The organism is Variovorax sp. MPBD4-3, assembly GCF_058809745.1.
The window spans coordinates 48830-66557 of record NZ_JBXASW010000024.1 but is presented as its reverse complement, the minus strand read 5'-3'; the positions used below and the strand labels follow the sequence as shown (position 1 = coordinate 66557).

The window sequence follows — 17728 nt, the reverse complement described above, 5'->3', positions numbered from 1 at the left end:
TTCATTGCGTTCAGGCCCCCTGCTCGTCGGCCAGGCGCGCATCGGCGGCGACCTGCGGCGCGCCTTCGAGCGCGGCACGGTCGAACATCGCGCCCATCGCCACCACGATCTTGCGCGGCCCCTCGTACGGGTCGCGCGCATGGGCCGCGAGCATGTTGTCGAGCATGACGATGTCGCCCTGCTGCCAGTCGAAGCGCACGGCGCATTCCTCGTACACCCGCCCGACGATGGCCATGGTTTCGTCGGCGATGGGCGAGCCGTCGCCGTACATCACGTGGCGCGGCAGGCGGTCGATGCCGCCCATGGCGAGCAAGTCCTCGCGCACCTGAGCCTCCAGGCAGGCCACGTGGTGCAGCTGGATCTGGTTGAAGAAAACCTTTTCGCCCGTCAGCGGATGGCGGATCACCGCCGGGCAGCGCGTGCGCGTCTGCAGCGTGTCGTTGTCGAGCCAGCGCCAGGCGATGCCGGCGGCGGCCAGGCGGGCCTCCACCTCTTCGCGGCGCTCGGTCTTGTAGAAGTCGCGCCAGCTCACGTCCAGGCCCGGCGTGAAGGTACGCACGTACAGCAGCTCCTTGCGCTCGAACTCGGCCACCATGTCGGCGGGCAGGCGGCGCAGCATCTCGCGGCAGTCGACGATGGGCGTGGCGCCGCCCACGGGCGAGGGCAGCTCGCAGAAGAACCACTGCTTGCGCGGCCAGCGGTCGAGGTGCGAGCTTTCGTTGTGGTACAGGATCATCTGCCGCTCCGGGTACGGCGTGGAGCGGTAGGTCTTCTTGCCGCCCTCCTTCTTGGGCAGGTCGCCGTAGCTGCCGTACAGCTCCGGTTCGATGGCCTCGGCAAAGGCCTCGAAGTCCTGCGGTGTCTTCAGGCCGAAGTTGCGAAACAGGATGCCGCCGTGCCTTGCAACCAGCATCTCGATGTAGTCGGCCTGGCTCCTGGCCCAGGCCACGGTGTCGAGGTCGTCGGTGGTGGCCTGCAGCACGATGGGGAATTCGGCGCCGGGCTGGAGGAAAGAGGTCTGCACGACGGGGCGCGCTGCGGCGCGCGTCGCTTCGCGGCCCGGTCCTGCCTTGCCCAGTTTGTCCAACTTGCCGAGCTTGTCCAGCTTGCCGGCGGCGCCGGTGGATTTCGCGGTGTTCATGTTGATTCGCTCCTGCGTTTGCGAGGGGGCCAGTGCCTCGATAGCCTGGCCCGGTGTTGCGACGATCCGCTCCAGCAGCGCATGCCACGAAGCGGTGAACTCTTCGACGGTCTTCCGCCGGTACAGGTCCGTGGCGTACACCCACTCGACGGTGAGCGCGCCGGCCTGTTCCCTGGCGAACACCGCCAGGTCGAACTTGGATTCGTTCATCTGCTGGGGCAGCACCTCGACCTCGGCGCCTTCGATGGCGAACCGGATCTCGGGCGTGTTCTGCAGGACGAAGAGCACCTGCACCAGCGGGTTGCGGTCACGCGCGCGCCGTGCGCCCGACAGCTCGACGATCTGGTCGAAGGGCACGTCCTGGTGGTCCATGGCGGCAAGCGTCTGCTGCCTGGCTTGCGCAAGCCATTGCCGGAAGTCCATCCGCCGGTCGTCGAGGCGCGAGCGCAACGGCACCACGTTGACGAAGAAGCCGAGCAGCTGTTCGAGGTCCGGGTGGCCGCGGCCAGCCACGTCGGTACCGATCACGATGTCGTCCGCGCCCGAGGCCTGATGGAAGAACAGGAAGAAGGAGGACAGCAGCAGCGTGAACAGCGAGGTGTCGCATTCGCGCGCCAGCGCGGCCAGCGCCTGCGACAAGGCCGGCGGAAGTTCGAGCACCACCGAATCGCCCGCATGCGAGGCCGTGCCCGGACGCTGGTGGTCGGGCTGCAGTGTCGAGACCTCCGGCGCGTTGCGCAGGCAGGTGCGCCAGAACTCGGCCTTGGGCGCGAATGTCTCGCAGGCGAGCGTGCGGGCGTACCACGCGGCGTAGTCCACGTACTGCACCGGCAGCGGCGCAAGCGCCAGCGGCTGCCCGCGCAGCGCCCGCTCGTAGAACTCGCCGAGCTCGCGCGCGAACACCGCGATCGACCAGCCGTCGAAGACGATGTGGTGCACCACGAGCACCAGCACATGCTCGCGCTCGCCCATGCGCACGATGGTGGCCTTGATGAGCGGGCCTTCAGCCAGCGAAAAAGGCGTGCGCACGAGCTCGTCGAACAGGGTCGCGTAGCGGCGCTCGCGCGCGGCCTTGTGGGCTTCGTCGATATCGACGAGCGGAATGTCCAGGCGCGCGCCGGCACCGATCACCGACACCGGTTCGCCCTCGTCGTCCTCGGCGAACACGGTACGCAGCACCTCGTGCCGCGCGACGATGGCGTCGATGGCCGCGCGCAGCACATCGACGTTCAGTTCGCCGTGCAGAGCCAGTCCGGCCGACATGTTGTAGGCCGCGCGGCCCGTGACATTGCGGTCGTCGGTGAGCCGGTCGACGAGCCAGAGGCGGCGCTGCATGGGCGACAGCGGCAGCGCACCCGTGCGCGGAATGGGCGCGATCTCCATCGCGGCGGCCTGTGTCGGCCGGGTCGCCGTGCCGTTCGCCGGCATGTGCGCGATCAGTCCGGCGATGGTCGGCGCCTTGAAGAACTCGCTGGGATGCAGCTCGACCGCGTAGGCCTTGCGTACGCGCGACAGCAGCTGGATGGCCACCAGCGAATCGCCGCCCAGCTCGAACAGGTTGTCGTCCATGCCGATGGGCGCGATGCCCAGGCGCTCGGTCCACAGCGCGGCCAGGGCATTGGCGAGTTCGCCTTCGGGCGCGACGAAGGGCGTCTGCAGCGCGGGGCGCGGATGGCTGCCGCCGCTCGCCGCGGGCTGCGCGTCATCGGCGGCGAGCATGTCGAGCATGCCGTTGTCCAGCGGGCCGAGGCGCTGGGCGAGGTCGGTGGTCGAGATCACGGTCTGCGGCCGCAGCGGGCCGTTGACGATGCGCTCGAAGGTGCGCGCGCCTTCCGGCCCGTCCATGCCGATGCCGTCGGGCACCTCCATGTGCTCGGCCATGCCCAAGCCGCGCCAGGCGTCCCAGTTGACCGAGAAGACCGGGAACTTGCCGACGCGCGCATGGGCGATGGCCACGGCGTCGAGGTACGCATTGGCCGCGGCGTAGTCGCTCATGCCCAGGCCGCCGGCCACGCTGGAGATGGAAGAGCAGAACTGCACGAAGTCGAGCGGGCGGCCGCGCACCGCGTCCAGCAGCACGCGGGTGCCGCGCACCTTGGTCGCGAAGACGGTGTCGATCTGGGCGCGCGTGCGCTGCGCCATCATGCCGCCGCCCGCGTCGCCTGCCGCGTGGACGATGCCGTGCAGCCCGCCGAAGCGCGCGTCCGCCCGCTCGAGCGCGGCACGCAACTGGGCAGCGTCGGACACATCGGCCTCGACGGTCAGCACTTCGGCGCCCAACGATTCGAGTTCGAGCAACTGGCGCAGCCTGTTCTTCAACGGGGAGGGCTGCGCTTCGTCCTCGGCCAGCGAGGCCCACGCCGCGCGCTCCGGCATCGCGGTGCGGCCGAGCAGCACCAGCCTGGCCTGCCAGCGCTGTGCCAGATGCTTCGCAATGGCGAGGCCGACGCCGCCGAGGCCGCCGGTGATCAGGTACACGCCCTGCTTGCGCAGGCGCTGCGCGGTGGCTGGAAGCGGCGCGGGCTCGTAAGCCTTCGCCCAGCGGTGCGCACCGCGATAGGCCAGCAGCGGCTCGCCGGGCTCGGCCCGCAGCGCGGCGGATTCCGCGGCGATCTGCTCGACCAGCAGGGTTTCGGCATCGCTCTCGGGCGCGGGCAGCATGACGTCGATCACGCGGCAATGGATGCGCGGGCATTCCTGCCCGATCACCTTGGCCATGCCCGGCAGCATGGCCTTCTCGGGACACAGCGGCTCGGTGCCGGTGACATCTTCGATCTGGTTGGCGACGACGGTGATCGGCAGCTTGCCGGCCAAGGCAGCCGAGGTGCGCGTGTCGAGCGCCTGCACGAGCGCCAGCAGGCTGAAGAAGCTGCGCTCCAGCAGCTCGGGCTGCGGCTGCGAGGCCGGCACTTCGTCGAGGCACCACAGATGGTGGATGGCCGTGACGGCGCGGAAGTCGGCTTCGACCTCGCGCAGCAGCTGCGCATGGTCGTCGCGCTCGCCGGGGCGCAGGGCCCAGTCATCGCGGCCGGTACGCGCGAAGGCCGGGCCGCGCTGGGCGACGACCACCGCATGGCCCAGTGAACGCAGATGCCGGGCGAGATGGCCGGTGAGGCTGCGGCCATCGCCGAACACGAGCACGCAGCCTGCATCGGCCGTGTTCCCGGGCGCGGCGGACAGCAGCGGCTCGATCCGCTTCCACGAAGGGACGTAGAACGCATCCGAAGGTGCCTTGCGTGCGGACTTCGCCGACGTGGCATCGGGCGCGTCGACCCAGTAGCGGCGGCGCTGGAACGGATAGGCCGGCAGCGGCACGCGGCGCCGCGCCTGTCCCGCATGGCAGGCGGCCCAGTCGATGTCCACGCCCGCAAGCCACAAGCTGGCGAGCGCATGGGCGATCTGCTGCGCGTTGCGCGTGCGTTGCTGCGGATGTGCCTGGCTGGCCTGCACGGCGGCGGCCGAGGCGGCCATCGGGTGCTGGCGCGCCAGGCCGGCGAGCGTTTCGCCGGGGCCGACTTCGAGCACCACCCGCCCCGGCACCTCGAAGAGCGTGCGCAGTCCGGCGGTGAACTGCACCGTGCCGCGCAGGTGCTGCGCCCAGTACGCCGGGCTGACCGCCTGCTCGGCCGTGATGAGCCGGCCGGTGACGTTGGAGATGAACGGAATCTTCGGCGCCTGCCGCGGCACCGAAGCGATGAGCTGCTCCAGTTGCGCGAGCAGCGGCTGCGTCATCGAGGAATGCGAGGCGATGGACACGTGCAGCCGCCGCGGCAGGTGGCCCTGTGCGCGCAGCTTCTCTTCGGTGGCCTCGATGGCGTCGAGCGGACCGGAGATCACGCACAGCTGCTCGCCGTTGTCCGCTCCCAGGTCGCAGCCGTGGGTCAGGAAAGGCGCGAGTTCTGCCTGCGACAGCGGCACCGCCGTCATCGCGCCGGGCGGCATGGATTGCAGCAGGCGACCGCGCAGGGCGGCGAGGCGCAGCGCGTCTTCCAGCCGGAACACGCCCGCCAGGCAGGCCGCCACGTATTCGCCGAGGCTGTGGCCGAGCATCACGGTGGGGCGCACGCCGCGCCGCATCCACCAATGCGCCATTGCATATTCGACGACGAATAAAGCAGGCTGCGCGAAGGCGATGTCGAACAGGCGCGCGTCGGCCCCGGCCTCCGCTTCCGTCGCGGTAAACAGCAGTTCGCGCAGGTCGAGAACGAGCTCGGGGCGCAGCAGTTCGCAGCAGCGGTCGATGTCCTCGCGGAACGGCGCATCGTCGCGATAGAGCGCGAGGCCCATGTTGGCGTGCTGCGTGCCGCCGCCGGGGAACAGGAAGGCCACTTCAGGCGGCTGCTCGGGTACCGGGGCGGAAGCCGTGATGACACCTTCTCCCGAAGCGAGCATGCGCGCGGCGGCCTGCGACTCGTTGGCGACCACGGCGCAGCGATGGGCGAAGGGCCTGCGGCCAGTCTGCAGCGTGTATGCGGCGTCGGCCAACGCGGCATGGGGCTGTTCCGCGAGGTGCGCGCCGAGCCGCTGCGCGGCCTGCCGCACGGCGGTGGCGCTCATGGCCGACAGCGGCAGCACCTGCCAGCCGCCCTGCCCTTGCGGCGACGCGGCGACGGCCGGCGCCTCTGGCGCCTCTTCGAGCACGACGTGCACATTGGTGCCGCCGATGCCGAAGGCGCTGACGCCCGCGCGGCGCGGTGCATCGCCCTTGGGCCATGGCCGGGCCTCGGTGTTCACATAGAACGGGCTGTTCTCAAAGTCGATCTGCGGATTGGGTTGCTCGAAATGCAGGCTGGGCGGCAGCGTCCGGTGCCGCAGCGCCATCGTCGCCTTGATGAGCCCGGCCACGCCGGCGGCCGCATCGAGGTGGCCGATGTTGGTCTTGACCGAGCCGATGGCGCACCGGCCTCCAGCCGGCGCCCCGCCGCTCGCAAAGGCCTGCGTCAGCGCGGCCATCTCGATCGGGTCGCCGAGCGTGGTGCCGGTGCCGTGCGCTTCCACATAGCCGATGGTGTGCGCGGGCACGTCGGCCATCATCTGTGCCGCGCGGATCACGCCGGCCTGCCCCTGCACGCTGGGCGCGGTGAAGCCGATCTTGTCCGCACCGTCGTTGTTGGCGGCGCTGCCCTTGATGATTGCGTGGATGGTGTCGCCGTCGCGCAGCGCCTCCTGCAGCCGCTTGAGCACGACGATGCCCGCGCCGCTGCCGATGACGGTGCCCGCCGCCTTGGCGTCGAAGGCGCGGCAGTGGCCGTCGGGCGAGAGGATGGCGCCGCTCTGGTACCGGTAGCCGCCCTCCTGCAGCAGATTGAGCCACACGCCGCCGGCCAGCGCCATGTCGCAGTCGTGGCTCAGCAGGGCCTGGCAGGCCATGTGCACCGCCACCAGCGACGTCGAGCATTCGGTCTGCACGCTGACGGCCGGGCCGCGCAGGTCGAGCTTGTAGGCCACGCGCGTGCACAGCGAGCCGGCGGAGTTGCCGCTCATCAGGCCCAGCATGTCGGCGATGCCCGTGCCGGCGTCGACGCCGAAGGCGGGCAGCAGGTGCCGCATCAGGTAGAGGTTGGGTCCGTCGCCCGCGTAGACGCCGACCGACGCGGGGTTCTTCCTGGCCTGCCAGCCCGCGTGTTCCAGCGCCTCCCAGGCGCATTCGAGGAAGATGCGCTGCTGCGGATCGAGGTGCTCAGCTTCGCGCGGGGAATAGCCGAAGAAGCCGGCGTCGAACTGGTCGAAGCCTTCGAACAGCACGCCGACTTTCACATAGTCGGGGTCGGTCAGCGTGCGCTCGGGCACGCCGCGCGCGCGCAGTTGCTCGTCGCTGAAAACGGTGACCGATTCGACGCCGTCGCGGATGTTGCGCCAGAAGGTGTCGACATCGGGCGCGCCCGGAAATCGCCCGGCCATGCCGACGATGGCGATCTCGATGCCCGTGAGTCCGGACGGCGCTGTGTCTTGGTCTTGCATCAGAAGCTTCTTTCGGTGGGACGGCGGCGCTGCAGCAGGGCGGCACGCTGGCGCTGGGCGCGCGCCTGCTCGTTGTCGCCGTCGTCATTGCGGGCGGCCTGTGCCGCGCCACGTCCCTGCTCGATGCGGCGCGCCAGCGCGCCGACGGTGGGAAACTTGAAGAGATCGACCACGGTCAGGCCCGGACTGAGCCGGTCTTCCATCAGCCGGTGCATGCGGATCACCAGCAGCGAGTTGCCGCCGAGATCGAAGAAGTTGTCGTGCATGCCCACCTTCTCGACCTTGAGCTGTTCGGTCCAGATCGAGGCCAGCGCCTGGGCGATGTCACCCTGCGGTGCCTCGTAGTCCTGGCGGTCGGGCAAGGCGGGTGCGGGCAGCGCGCGGCGGTCGACCTTGCCGCTGGCGGTGAGCGGGAAGCTGTCGAGCGCCACGAAGGCCGAGGGCACCATGTAGTCGGGCAGGACGCGGCCCAGTTGCTCCCGCAACGCCGCTGTGTCGATCTGCGCGGCGGGTGCGGGCGATACATAGGCCACCAGCGAGGCGCCGGCTGCGCCGTCGTGCACGAGCACCAATGCCTCGCGAACCGCCGCGTGCTCGCGCAGGCGCGCTTCGATTTCGGCAAGCTCGATGCGAAAGCCCCGTACCTTCACCTGGTGGTCGAGACGGCCCAGGTATTCGAGCTGGCCGTCGCCGCGCCAGCGCACGAGGTCGCCGGTGCGGTAGAGCCTGCCGCCCGCGGCATCGAAGGGATCGGCGACGAAGCGTTCGGCCGTGAGGGCCGCGCGGCCGAGGTAGCCGCGCGCCAGCCCTTCGCCGCCGAGGTACAGCTCGCCGGGAACGCCCTGGGGAAGCGGCTGCAGGTTCGCGTCGAGCACATGCGCGGTGCGACGGCCCACGGGACGGCCGATGGGCACGTAGCCCTGCGGCGCCTGCTCCGCGTCATCCGCCGTGCCGTGCCAGGCGGTGGGCGTGATGACGGCTTCGGTCGGGCCGTAGGCGTTGACGATCTGCCCCGGGCGCAGCACGCGCCGGATCAGCGCGATGTCTTCGCCGGTCCAGGCCTCGCCGCCGAAGAGCGCAAGGCGCACGGCATGCGCGAACGGTGCCTGGCCCTGCATCAGTTGGCGTGCATAGGCCGGCGGGAGGTCGACCACGCTCACGCGGTGGCGCTGCAGCAGGGCGTCGAGTTCACCGGCAAGAGAGCACCACTGCGGCTGCACCACGAGCGCCGCACCCGCAACCAGCGGCAGCAGGCATTGCTCGATGGATGCGTCGACATGCGGCAGCGCGAACTGGAGCGACCGGTCTTCCGCGCGCATGCCGCAGGCCCGCGCCATTGCCTGAACGTGCATCGACATCGCGCCGTGTGCCACGGCCACGCCCTTGGGCCGCCCCGTGGTGCCGGAGGTGTAGATGACGTAGGCGAGGTGGTCGTCGTGCAGCGCGATGTCTGGATCGGCGGCCGGCTCGGTGCCTTGGGCCGACGCCTCATCGAGCACGACCCTGGCGATGCCGCCCGCATCGAGCACATCGGCGTTGGCGCTGTCGGTGAGCAGCACGCGCGCGCCGCTGTCTTCCAGCAACTGCGCAAGCCTTTGCGGAGGATGCGAAGGGTCCAGCGGCAGGTAGGTGCCTCCGGCCTTCAGCACGCCGAGGAGGCCAGTCACGCGATCGGCCGGTGCTTGGATGGCCACCGCGACAGTGCGGTCGGGCACCACCCCCTGGCGGACCAGCCGGTGCGCAAGTCGGTTGGCACGCGCGTTCAGAACCGCGTAGCTGAGTTGGGTGTCGCCGTCGATCAGGGCAATGGCCCCGGGAGTGGCTCGCGCCTGCGCCTCGAACAGGCGGTGCACGGGCTGCGCGTGCGGCGCCTGCGGCTCGCCGGCCGACCATTCGCGCAGCCGATGCCGCTCGGTGGCATCGAGCCACTGCACGTCGCCCAGCGCCTGCGCGGGATCGGCCGCCAGCGCTTCCAGCAGCGCGCGGTAGTGCGCGGCCATGCGCGCGATGGTGGTTGGCTCGAACAGTTCGGCCGCATAGGTGAGCACCGCACCGGTGCTTCCGTCGGCATGTTCGCGGATGTCGAGCATGAGTTCGAACTGCGCGGCGCTGTCGGCGATGCGGTGCTCGCGCGCCTCCAGGCCGGGCAGCAAGCGCAGCATGCCCGTGTCTTCGCGCAGGTGGTTGAACATCACCTGAAACAGGGGGCTGTGGCTCAGGCTGCGCTGCGGCTGCAGGGCCTCGACGATCTGTTCGAACGGCAGGTCCTGGTGCGCCTGCGCGCCGAGCGCGGCTTCCCGTGTCTGCGCCAGCAGTTGGGCAAGGCTCATGCGGCCCTGCAACGTGCTGCGAAGCACCTGGGTATTGACGAAGAAGCCGATCAGCCCGGCGGTTTCCGGCCGCTGGCGGTTGGCGACCGGCACGCCGACACGCACGTCCTGCTGGCCCGTGTAGCGGTGCAGCAGCGCCTGGAAGCCGGCAAGCAGCGCCATGAAGAATGTCGCGCCGTGCGCCTGCGCGGTGCCGCGCAGGCGCCGGGTGAGCGCGGCGTCGAACTCGAAGGCATGACCGGCCGCGCGGTAGGCCGCGACCGCATGCCGGGGATGGTCCGTGGTCAGAGCAAGCACGGGATGGTCGGCGCCCAGCTGTTCGCGCCAATACGCGAGCTGGCGCTCGGCCTCGCCGGCGGCGAGCCAGTCGCGCTGCCAGAGGGCGTAGTCGGCATACTGGGCCGGCAGCGGCTTGAACTGCGGTGCCGCGCCTTTCGCACGGGCGGCATAGGCGGCGCCGAGTTCCTCGACCAGCACCTGCATCGAAGCGCCATCGGACACGATGTGATGCATGACGACGACCAGCAGGTGCCGGGCTTCGTCGATGCGGATCAGCGCCGCGCGCAGCAGCGGGCCTTCACCGAGGTCGAAGGGCTCGGCGTGGCACTGGCTGGCATGCTCGGCGGCAGCGGCCTCCCGCGCTTCGGCGGGCCATGCGCCCAGGTCGATACGCCGCAGCGCGAGCCGCAGCGCCGGCGCAATGACCTGGGCAACCGTGCCGTCCGCCGCCGCGCGAAACACGGTGCGCAGGCTCTCGTGGCGATCGACCAGGTCGCCGAGCGCCGCGTCCAGCGCATCGGCGTCCAGGACGCCGGCCAGATCCAGCGCCACGCTCACGTGGTAGGCGGTGCTTTTCGGGTCGAGCTGCCACAGGAACCACTGGCGCTCCTGCGCGTGCGACAGCGCGAGCGGCTTCGCACGATGCTCGGCCGGCACCACGGGGATCACGCTGCGCGGCTTGCGCAGGCCGATGGCGAGCAGGCGGCGCACTTCCGCAGCCAGCGCGCCGAGGCGCGGCCGCTCGAACAGCGCGCGCACCGGAAACTCGATCTCCCATCGATCGGCGATGCGGGCCGCCACCTGCGTCGCGGCGAGCGAGTTGCCTCCGTGGATGAAGAAGTGCGTGTCGCGCGGCAGCGCGGTCTGTGCGTCGCGGCGCAGCACTTCGCTCCAGATCGCGGCGACGGCCTGCTCCACGTCATCGAGCGGCCGCTCGATGGCGGGTGCGGGCGCCGCGGCGGAACCGCCGAGAACGAACGCACCGTGCGCATACATCGCATAGGCATCGGCCGTGCGGTCGATCCAGCCCTGGCGGCAGGCACCGCGCTGCAGCTTGCCGCTCGTGGTCTTGGGCATGCCGCCGGGGTTCAGCAGCATGACGACGGACAGCGGCTCGCCGAACTGCTCGCTCACCGCGGCGCTAAGCGTCTCGACCAGTGCTTCGGGCTTCACCAGCTTCTGCGTGCTGCGCGATACCTCGGCGGCCAGCCCGATGCCTTCCCCCTCGGGGCCGTCGACGGCGAAGGCCGCCACACGGCCCTTGCGCACGATGTCGACCTTGAGTTCGATCATGCGCTCGATGTCCTGCGGGTACAGGTTGTGGCCGCGCACGATGATCATGTCCTTGATGCGCCCCGCCACGTAGAGCTGGCCGTCGTGCAGGAAGCCGAGGTCGCCGGTGCGCAGCCAGATCGCGCCGTCGTGTGCGACGAAGGTCTCCCGCGACGCCTGCGGCTTGTTCCAGTAGCCGCTGCCGATGCTGGGGCCGCTGGCCCAGATTTCGCCGACATGGCCCGCATCGCGCACCGCCAGCGTGACGGGATCGACCATGCGCACGGCATGGCCCGTCACGGTGCGGCCGCAGCCGACGAGGGTGGCACTTTCTTCGGTACCGGTTTCGACGATGCCGCGGGCCAAGCCGCTGCTGGAGAAGTCGCGCGCCACCATGCCGGCGCCGCGCTCGCCGCCCGTCACAAACAGCGTGGACTCGGCCAGGCCATAGCAGGGGTACACCGCGCCGGCGGCAAAACCCGCGGGTGCGAACTGCTTCCTGAACTCGCGCAGCGTGTCGGCGCGCACGGGCTCGGCACCGGAAAACGCCAGGCCCCAGCTCGACAGGTCGAGCTTCTGCAACTGCGCTTCGGACACGCGGTCGAGGCACAGGCGATAGGCGAAGTCGGGGCCGCCGCTGATGGTCGCGCGGTGGCGCGAGATGGCTTCGAGCCAGCGCACGGGCCGCTCCAGGAAATAGCGTGGCGACATCAGCGCGACGGGAATGCCGCGATGCAGCGGCTGCAGCAGGCCGCCGATCAGCCCCATGTCGTGGTTCAGCGGCAGCCAGGTCGCGAAGATGTCGTCGGGTCCGACCGAGAGCCCTTCTTCGATCGCACGCATGTTCGCCATGAGGTTGGCATGCGTGACCATGACGCCCTTGGGCGCCGAGGTGGAGCCGGAGGTGTATTGCAGGAAGGCGATGTCAGTGGCAGAGGGGGTATGCGGCGTCCAGCGTTCGGCGTCTTCGGCACCGATCCCGTCCACGGGGATCAGCGGCACGTCGACGAAGGCCCCGCCCACGCCGGCGATCGCCGCTTGGATGGTGGCGTGGGTCAGCACGCAGCAGGCGCCGGCGTCGGCCGCGATGCCTTCGAGCTTGCCGAGATGCCGTTTGCGCGTGGATTCCGGCGGAAACACGGGCACGGCGATGAGACCGGCATAGAGGCAGGCGAAGAAGCTCACGACGTAGTCGTCGCCGTTGTCCAGCATGATCAGCGCGCGTTCGCCGCGGCCGAAGTTCTGTTGCAGATACGCCGCGAGACCGCGCACGCGCGTGTCGAGCCGGCGATAGGAGATGGGTGTGTCCAGGGCGGCGCCGTCGCGGTCGGTCACGGCGATGAGCGCGGTGTCGTCGGGCCGTCGTGCAGCCAGGTCGCGCAGGTGGCTCACGAAATCCACGGGGTGCATCGGATTCACATCGGTTCCTTGATTTGCCGGGCCGGCAGGACGGCGGGACCCGGCGACGGCGGCTCAGGCCAAGGCACGGGGCGCATGGACGCCTCCCGTCGCGGACTGGGCCAGGCGCTGCGCCAGTACGGCGAGCACCGGTGTCTCGTGCTGCCGGATGAAGAAATGGCCGCCCTCGAACCAGTCCAGCGTGAAACCGGGGCAGGCGGTCTCGCCGCGCCAGGCTTCCATGCGCCAGGGCTCGACGTCGTCCCGCCGGCCGGCGAAGGCATGCAGCGGAACGGGCAGCGGCGCGTTGCCGGGGTGTTCGAAGCTCCGGCACACGCGATAGTCGGCGGCGAGCGTGTCGAGCGTCATGCGCAGCAGTTCGGGGCTGGTGAAGAGCTCCTCCGGCGTTCCGCCCTGCTTGCGCAGATCACCGATGAGGGTATCGTCATCGTCCATGTCGACGAAACGGTCCGGATCGCGCTGCGAAGGCGCGGCGCTGCCCGACACGAGCAGCGCCCGCGGCAGCGCCCGGCCGCTGGCGCGAAGGCGCTGTGCAATGCCCCAGGCCAGCAAGGCGCCCATGCTGTGGCCGAAGAGCGCGAAATTTCCGCGCAGCGCGGCGTCCTGCTCGGCGCACAGCCGCGCGACCAAAGAATCGAAATCTTCGACGAAATCCTCGCCCAGGCGCTGGCCACGACCGGGCAGCTCGACCGGCACGACCTCGATCCAGCGCGGCAGCAGGCGGCGCCAGCGCAGGTACATGGTGGCGCTGGCGCCCGCACAGGGCAGGCACAGCAGGGAAAGGGGCGCCTGCATTCGTCAGGCGGCGGCCGATGCGCTCTTGCTGCTGTCCTGCTGCGCCATCCAGTCGCGCAGAGACTTCGGACGCATGTCGGTCCAGATTTTCTCGACGTAATCGAGCACGGTCTTCTTGTCGCCCTGCACGCCGTCGACAGCCTTCCATCCACCGGGCACGGCCTTCCATTGCGGCCAGATTGAATATTGCTCTTCGTGGTTGACCAGGACGATGAAGGTTTCGTCTTCGCGGTCGAAGCAGCTGGTAGACATGTGCGGTCCTCTTGGGGTTGTTGAGACGACAGGCAAGAGGCGGTGCACACCCCTTCCCTTTGCGATACATGACGGGGCGGGAGGCCGGGTGTTTAGGGGGTGTGAACCCATTTCCCGCAGCGGCATGCGCGGGCACGGCTGCGCCGCGGCATGGCCGCTGGAAATCGGGCGCAAACGGGAATGCGGAGGTCAGCGGCCGCGGCTAGCGGCCGGCGATGCCGTCGGGTGAATGGTCCGGTGGAGGGACGTCGTTGGCGGGCGGCACCAGGCCCACGAGCAGCCAGAGGCGGGCCGCCTCCTCATGGGTCTTGCGGTGAAGGGGATCAGCGGCGAGCCACTGCATGAACTCGTCGCGCGTCGCGCCGTCGAGGCTGCCGCGCTGCTCGTGCTGGCGACGCACCCAGGTCCATGCGGCCTGCCAGACCGGGTCGTGATCCTTGTCCTTTGTCATCGGCGCATCGTATCGCCGATGGGCGATGCGGGGTCAGCCGCCCTGCACCAGGTACCGGCAGCTTTCGAGGGCCGCGTCGGCGTCCTTGATCATGAAGTTCACGAGCGTGGCGGAGCAGCCGAGCCGCACGCCGATCTCCCGTTGAGTCATGCCGCTCAGGCGGTTGAGCTCGAAGGCCAGGCGGGTGCGCGCGGGCAGCGCGTCGAGCACGCGGTCGATCGCGGCCAGCGCCTGGCGCCCGTCCAGCAGGCGCTCGGGCGCGTCGTTGCTCGGGGGGCTGACAAGCTCCACGTCCTCGCAGTAGGTGCGGTAGCTGGCTTCGACGGAATGATGGCGGTGGTAGTCGAAGGCCACGTTGCGCACCACCTGGCAGCAGTAGCCGAGCGGCTTGCGCACCTCGCGCAGGGCGCCGTCGGCCAGCTTGAGATAGGCGTCCTGCAGCACTTCGTCGGCCAGGTCCGACGTGCGGACGATTTTTTGCGCGACGCGCTGGAGCTGAGCGCGGTTGGCGACGAAGACTTCCGCCAACGTGAGTTCGGCTGGCTGCAGCGGCATGTCCATGGGTACTCCTGAAGTATTCACTGTAGACAATACAAATGAGAACTATTACTATCTTGTGACGGAAGAAGGCCCGGATTTCCGGGCTGCTCCCTGTCTCTTAACCTAAAGACGTTTGAACCGCCCAAAGCGAGACAGGCGGACGATTGCGCCGGCGCCGACTCAGGGACGCACTGTCACGCGCCGCAGTTGTGGATCGCGCGCGATGTCTTCCTCGCGGAACGGAAAGCGCAGCCAGTCCTTGCGCGCATAGCGCGCCACCGGTCCCAGTCCGCTGCCGCCGGTCACTGCGGTTTCGCGTTCACCGTGTGCAAGCAGCGTGCGCGCCTGCACACCGCGTCGGTCGAAGTACACGACCTGGAGGTAGGTGTTGCCATGCGAGCGATCGTCCATGGCGTAGTCGCCGTCGTTGGCGCAAGCGACCGTGAAGTAGCCTTCCGCGTCGCAGCCGCCGAAGAGGGGTAGCTTCCTGCCGTCGCTGCGGGCGAAGCGCTGCTGGCCCAGCGGCGCATCCAGCGCCCAGCCCTTGCGCGCCATGTCCTGCACCGCGCCAGCCAGCGCGGAGGCCACGCGCGGGTCCGCCGCTTGAATCGCCGACGGTGTCTGCAGCGGCGCCGATGCCGAGAACGGCTGCGCATAGAGCTCATTGGCCGGGATTTCCTGGACCCGGGTCCAGAAGGCATCCCAGAGCAGCGCGCCCCGGTCGTTCGCATCGGCGCGATTGGGCCAGCGCCGCAGCACGTCGCACGCCCGCCGGATATCCGCCTGGTCTTTCGCACAGGCGCCGCCGAGCAGCGCTGCCTTGAACCGGTCCGCGGTCGATGCGCGGGCCTCCAATGCCTTGCGCATGACGCGGTCCGCCAACGCGTTGGCCGAGGTCGCGCCGGCACTGGCGAGTTCACTCGCGATGCGATGCCCTTCCCACCCCCGCATCGTCAGCGGCTGGCCTTCGCCTCCGAGGATCGATGCGAACCCCGACAACGGCCACGCCGGGTTTGTGAGCCAGTAGCTGTCGTTCATGTTGGCGACGTAGTCCTCGCGCAGCAGGCTGGGCATGCGGTCGGCGGCCATGGCGCCGGGCTGCACCCCGTTCTTCGCGGACCGCCATTCGCAGGCCGACCGGCTGCCATCGAGCACCGGCATGGCGGGGTCGAGCGCGGCAAGCGCCTTCGACAGCGGCGTCGCGCAGGCCGCGCGAAGGTCGTCGGGCACGCCGGGTACCGCCCCGATGTCGGCATACCAGGCCCGACCGTCGCCGCGCCCGATGGCCGCCGTGTTGACCCATGGCATGGCCGTCTCTTCCCGCTGGATGGCCATGAACTCTTCGAGCGAGCGCGCCTGGTTCCAGCGGAAGAAGTTGCGGAAGATGCGCAGGTTGTCGGCATTGATGTCGCGCATCGCGAGCGCCTTGCGCGCGCCCCATGCCAGCGCCGGGTTGCGCGCCCCCAGGTCGACCACCGGGCCGAAGCGCGTGCGATAGAGCGTGCGGCGCACCAGGTCCACCGAGCCGTCGGGACGGCGCACCGCCACGGCAAGCGTCTGGGCCTGCATGGGTTCGGAGCGGCCGTCGACCATGTAGCGCGTGGGGTCGGCCGGATCCAGCGTCAGGTCGAACAGTCCGAAGCGTCGCGCGGCGGAGACCGTGTGGCTCCAGGCCACGTCGTTGTTGAAGCCGATCATGATGACCGGAATGCCGAGGAAGGACACGCCCGCCACGTCGAGCTTGCCCGGCAGCGTGAGGTGCGCCTGATGGAAGCGGTCGGGCCCGCCCCAGTACCAGTGCGGATTGCCGAACAGCACGCCGCCGCGCTCACCGGTCGCCGCCTGGCCGAATGCGAGCACGTTGCTGCCGATGCCGCGCGCGTCGCCCACCGGGATGTCGAGCCGCGAAGACAGCGATAGCTTGTCCGCCGGCACGGGCGGCGCGGCGGCCGCGGGCTTGGCATTCACGATCTCCGAAACGAAGCGGGTATATCCACCGGCCAGTCCGGCGGCGATCATGCGGCGGTAGACATCCTCGGGCCCGATGGCTCGCACCCACGGCGCGCCGGCACACGCATGCGACGGCGCGCCGCGTCCGGGCTTGCGTGCCTGCAGCGTGCGCAGATGGCGGTTGTAGCCCTGCGCGTAGCCGGCAATGAGTTCGTTGAGGTCGGCCGGCTGTTCACGCTTGAGCGCCTCGACCGCCTCGGCACCTGCGAATGCCCTGAAGAAGAAATCCAGGTCGAGATTGGCGGCCTCGCCGAACGTCGAGCGCGTCCGGGGCTTTCCCTCGGCGCCAAAGTACAGCGATCGCTGCCCGCCGTAAGTGACGAAAGCCTCGGCGAGCGTGCACAACGCGTCTTCGGCCTGCGCCTGCCCGTAGCCGAGGCCCAGCCCGCGCCAGCTGCCGGCGCGCACATGCGGAATGCCGTCGGTGGTGCGCCGGATCTCTATGGAGTCGGTTGATGCCCCGCCGCGAGCCGACGCCGGGGCGGCACCGAAGACGGCAAAGAAGATTCCCAGGGCGGCCACGCACAGGCCCCGCGCGGGCACGCGAAAAAAAGAGAGTAGGTCCACGTCGTCGTTCGCTGGTGGCATGAATGGATGCCGCGACGCCAGCACAACGCCGCTTCCTGCACAGACGGTTCGGCGCGCCCGTTGTTTACACAGAGCGGTGAAACACGAGCGGCCGCGTCCTCAGCCCGGGATGTCCGGCTCCACCAGTTGCGCCAGGGCGACGAGCGATTCTTGCCAGCCCAGGTAGCACATCTCCACGGGAATCATGTCGGGGATGCCTTCCTGCACGACCGATAGTTCCGTGCCGCAGGACACCGCAGTCATCGTCACCGTCGTCTTCATGGTGCCTGGAAGATTGGCATCGTCGAAGGTCGCGTCGTAGGCAATGCGCTTGTGCGGGACGAGTTCCAGGTACTTCCCGCCGAACGAATGGCTGTGCCCGGTGCCGAAGTTGGTGAAGGACATGCGCCAGGCGCCCCCGACCACAGGCTCCATGGCGTGGATCTTGCCGGTGAATCCGAACGGCGGCAGCCAGCGTTCGAACGCGCCAGGCTCCACGAAGGCCCGGTAAAGGCGCTCCGGCGAGGTGCGCAGCACGCGATGAAGACGGACGGTATTGGTGGCCATGGTTGTTGCTCCTGAAAAATGAGGAAGACCCTCAATGGATACGTCGGCCGAGCCTCCTCAAGATCGACATGCCGAAGACTGGGGCCCGCGGCTTCGGGACGGCCCCGCAACTTCATAATCCACGCCTCTCCAACAAAGCCGAAC

At 69.6% G+C, this 17728-nt stretch carries 8 protein-coding genes; all 8 read right to left on the bottom strand.

The genetic code is table 11. The features are described 5' to 3' along the window. Positions 1 to 10: 10 nt before the first annotated feature. Complete coding sequence (locus tag AC1RVW_RS16190) at positions 11 to 7102, bottom strand: SDR family NAD(P)-dependent oxidoreductase (protein ID WP_493201081.1); 7092 nt, start codon at positions 7100 to 7102, stop codon at positions 11 to 13. Then, a complete protein-coding gene (locus tag AC1RVW_RS16185) occupies positions 7102 to 12393 on the bottom strand; it encodes an amino acid adenylation domain-containing protein (RefSeq protein ID WP_493201092.1) in 5292 nt (1763 codons plus the stop codon). The genes AC1RVW_RS16190 and AC1RVW_RS16185 overlap by 1 nt, the downstream gene beginning before the upstream one ends. A gap of 63 nt (positions 12394 to 12456) precedes the next feature. Further along, entirely contained in the window at positions 12457 to 13197 is a 741-nt protein-coding gene (locus tag AC1RVW_RS16180) for a thioesterase II family protein (RefSeq protein ID WP_493201080.1), read from the bottom strand. 3 nt (positions 13198 to 13200) lie between these two features. After that, entirely contained in the window at positions 13201 to 13449 is a 249-nt protein-coding gene (locus AC1RVW_RS16175; RefSeq protein WP_493201078.1) for an MbtH family protein, read from the bottom strand. A gap of 202 nt (positions 13450 to 13651) precedes the next feature. Next, a complete protein-coding gene (locus AC1RVW_RS16170; protein WP_106937755.1) occupies positions 13652 to 13900 on the bottom strand; it encodes a FecR/PupR family sigma factor regulator in 249 nt (82 codons plus the stop codon). Positions 13901 to 13933: 33 nt separating this feature from the next. Beyond that, a complete protein-coding gene (locus tag AC1RVW_RS16165; RefSeq protein WP_493201075.1) occupies positions 13934 to 14461 on the bottom strand; it encodes a sigma-70 family RNA polymerase sigma factor in 528 nt (175 codons plus the stop codon). A 159-nt stretch (positions 14462 to 14620) separates the two neighbouring features. Beyond that, entirely contained in the window at positions 14621 to 17038 is a 2418-nt protein-coding gene (locus AC1RVW_RS16160) for a penicillin acylase family protein (RefSeq protein ID WP_493201073.1), read from the bottom strand. A 99-nt stretch (positions 17039 to 17137) separates the two neighbouring features. Next, entirely contained in the window at positions 17138 to 17584 is a 447-nt protein-coding gene (locus AC1RVW_RS16155) for an SRPBCC family protein (protein WP_106937757.1), read from the bottom strand. Positions 17585 to 17728 lie beyond the last annotated feature (144 nt).

What these genes read in the sequence shown, in the direction of transcription:
- AC1RVW_RS16190 (WP_493201081.1), bottom strand. Translation starts at nt 7,102, where the DNA reads ATGCAAGACCAAGACACAGCGCCGTCCGGACTCACGGGCATCGAGATC.
- AC1RVW_RS16185 (WP_493201092.1), bottom strand. Translation starts at nt 12,393, where the DNA reads ATGCACCCCGTGGATTTCGTGAGCCACCTGCGCGACCTGGCTGCACGA.
- AC1RVW_RS16180 (WP_493201080.1), bottom strand. Translation starts at nt 13,197, where the DNA reads ATGCAGGCGCCCCTTTCCCTGCTGTGCCTGCCCTGTGCGGGCGCCAGC.
- AC1RVW_RS16175 (WP_493201078.1), bottom strand. Translation starts at nt 13,449, where the DNA reads ATGTCTACCAGCTGCTTCGACCGCGAAGACGAAACCTTCATCGTCCTG.
- AC1RVW_RS16170 (WP_106937755.1), bottom strand. Translation starts at nt 13,900, where the DNA reads ATGACAAAGGACAAGGATCACGACCCGGTCTGGCAGGCCGCATGGACC.
- AC1RVW_RS16165 (WP_493201075.1), bottom strand. Translation starts at nt 14,461, where the DNA reads ATGGACATGCCGCTGCAGCCAGCCGAACTCACGTTGGCGGAAGTCTTC.
- AC1RVW_RS16160 (WP_493201073.1), bottom strand. Translation starts at nt 17,038, where the DNA reads ATGCCACCAGCGAACGACGACGTGGACCTACTCTCTTTTTTTCGCGTG.
- AC1RVW_RS16155 (WP_106937757.1), bottom strand. Translation starts at nt 17,584, where the DNA reads ATGGCCACCAATACCGTCCGTCTTCATCGCGTGCTGCGCACCTCGCCG.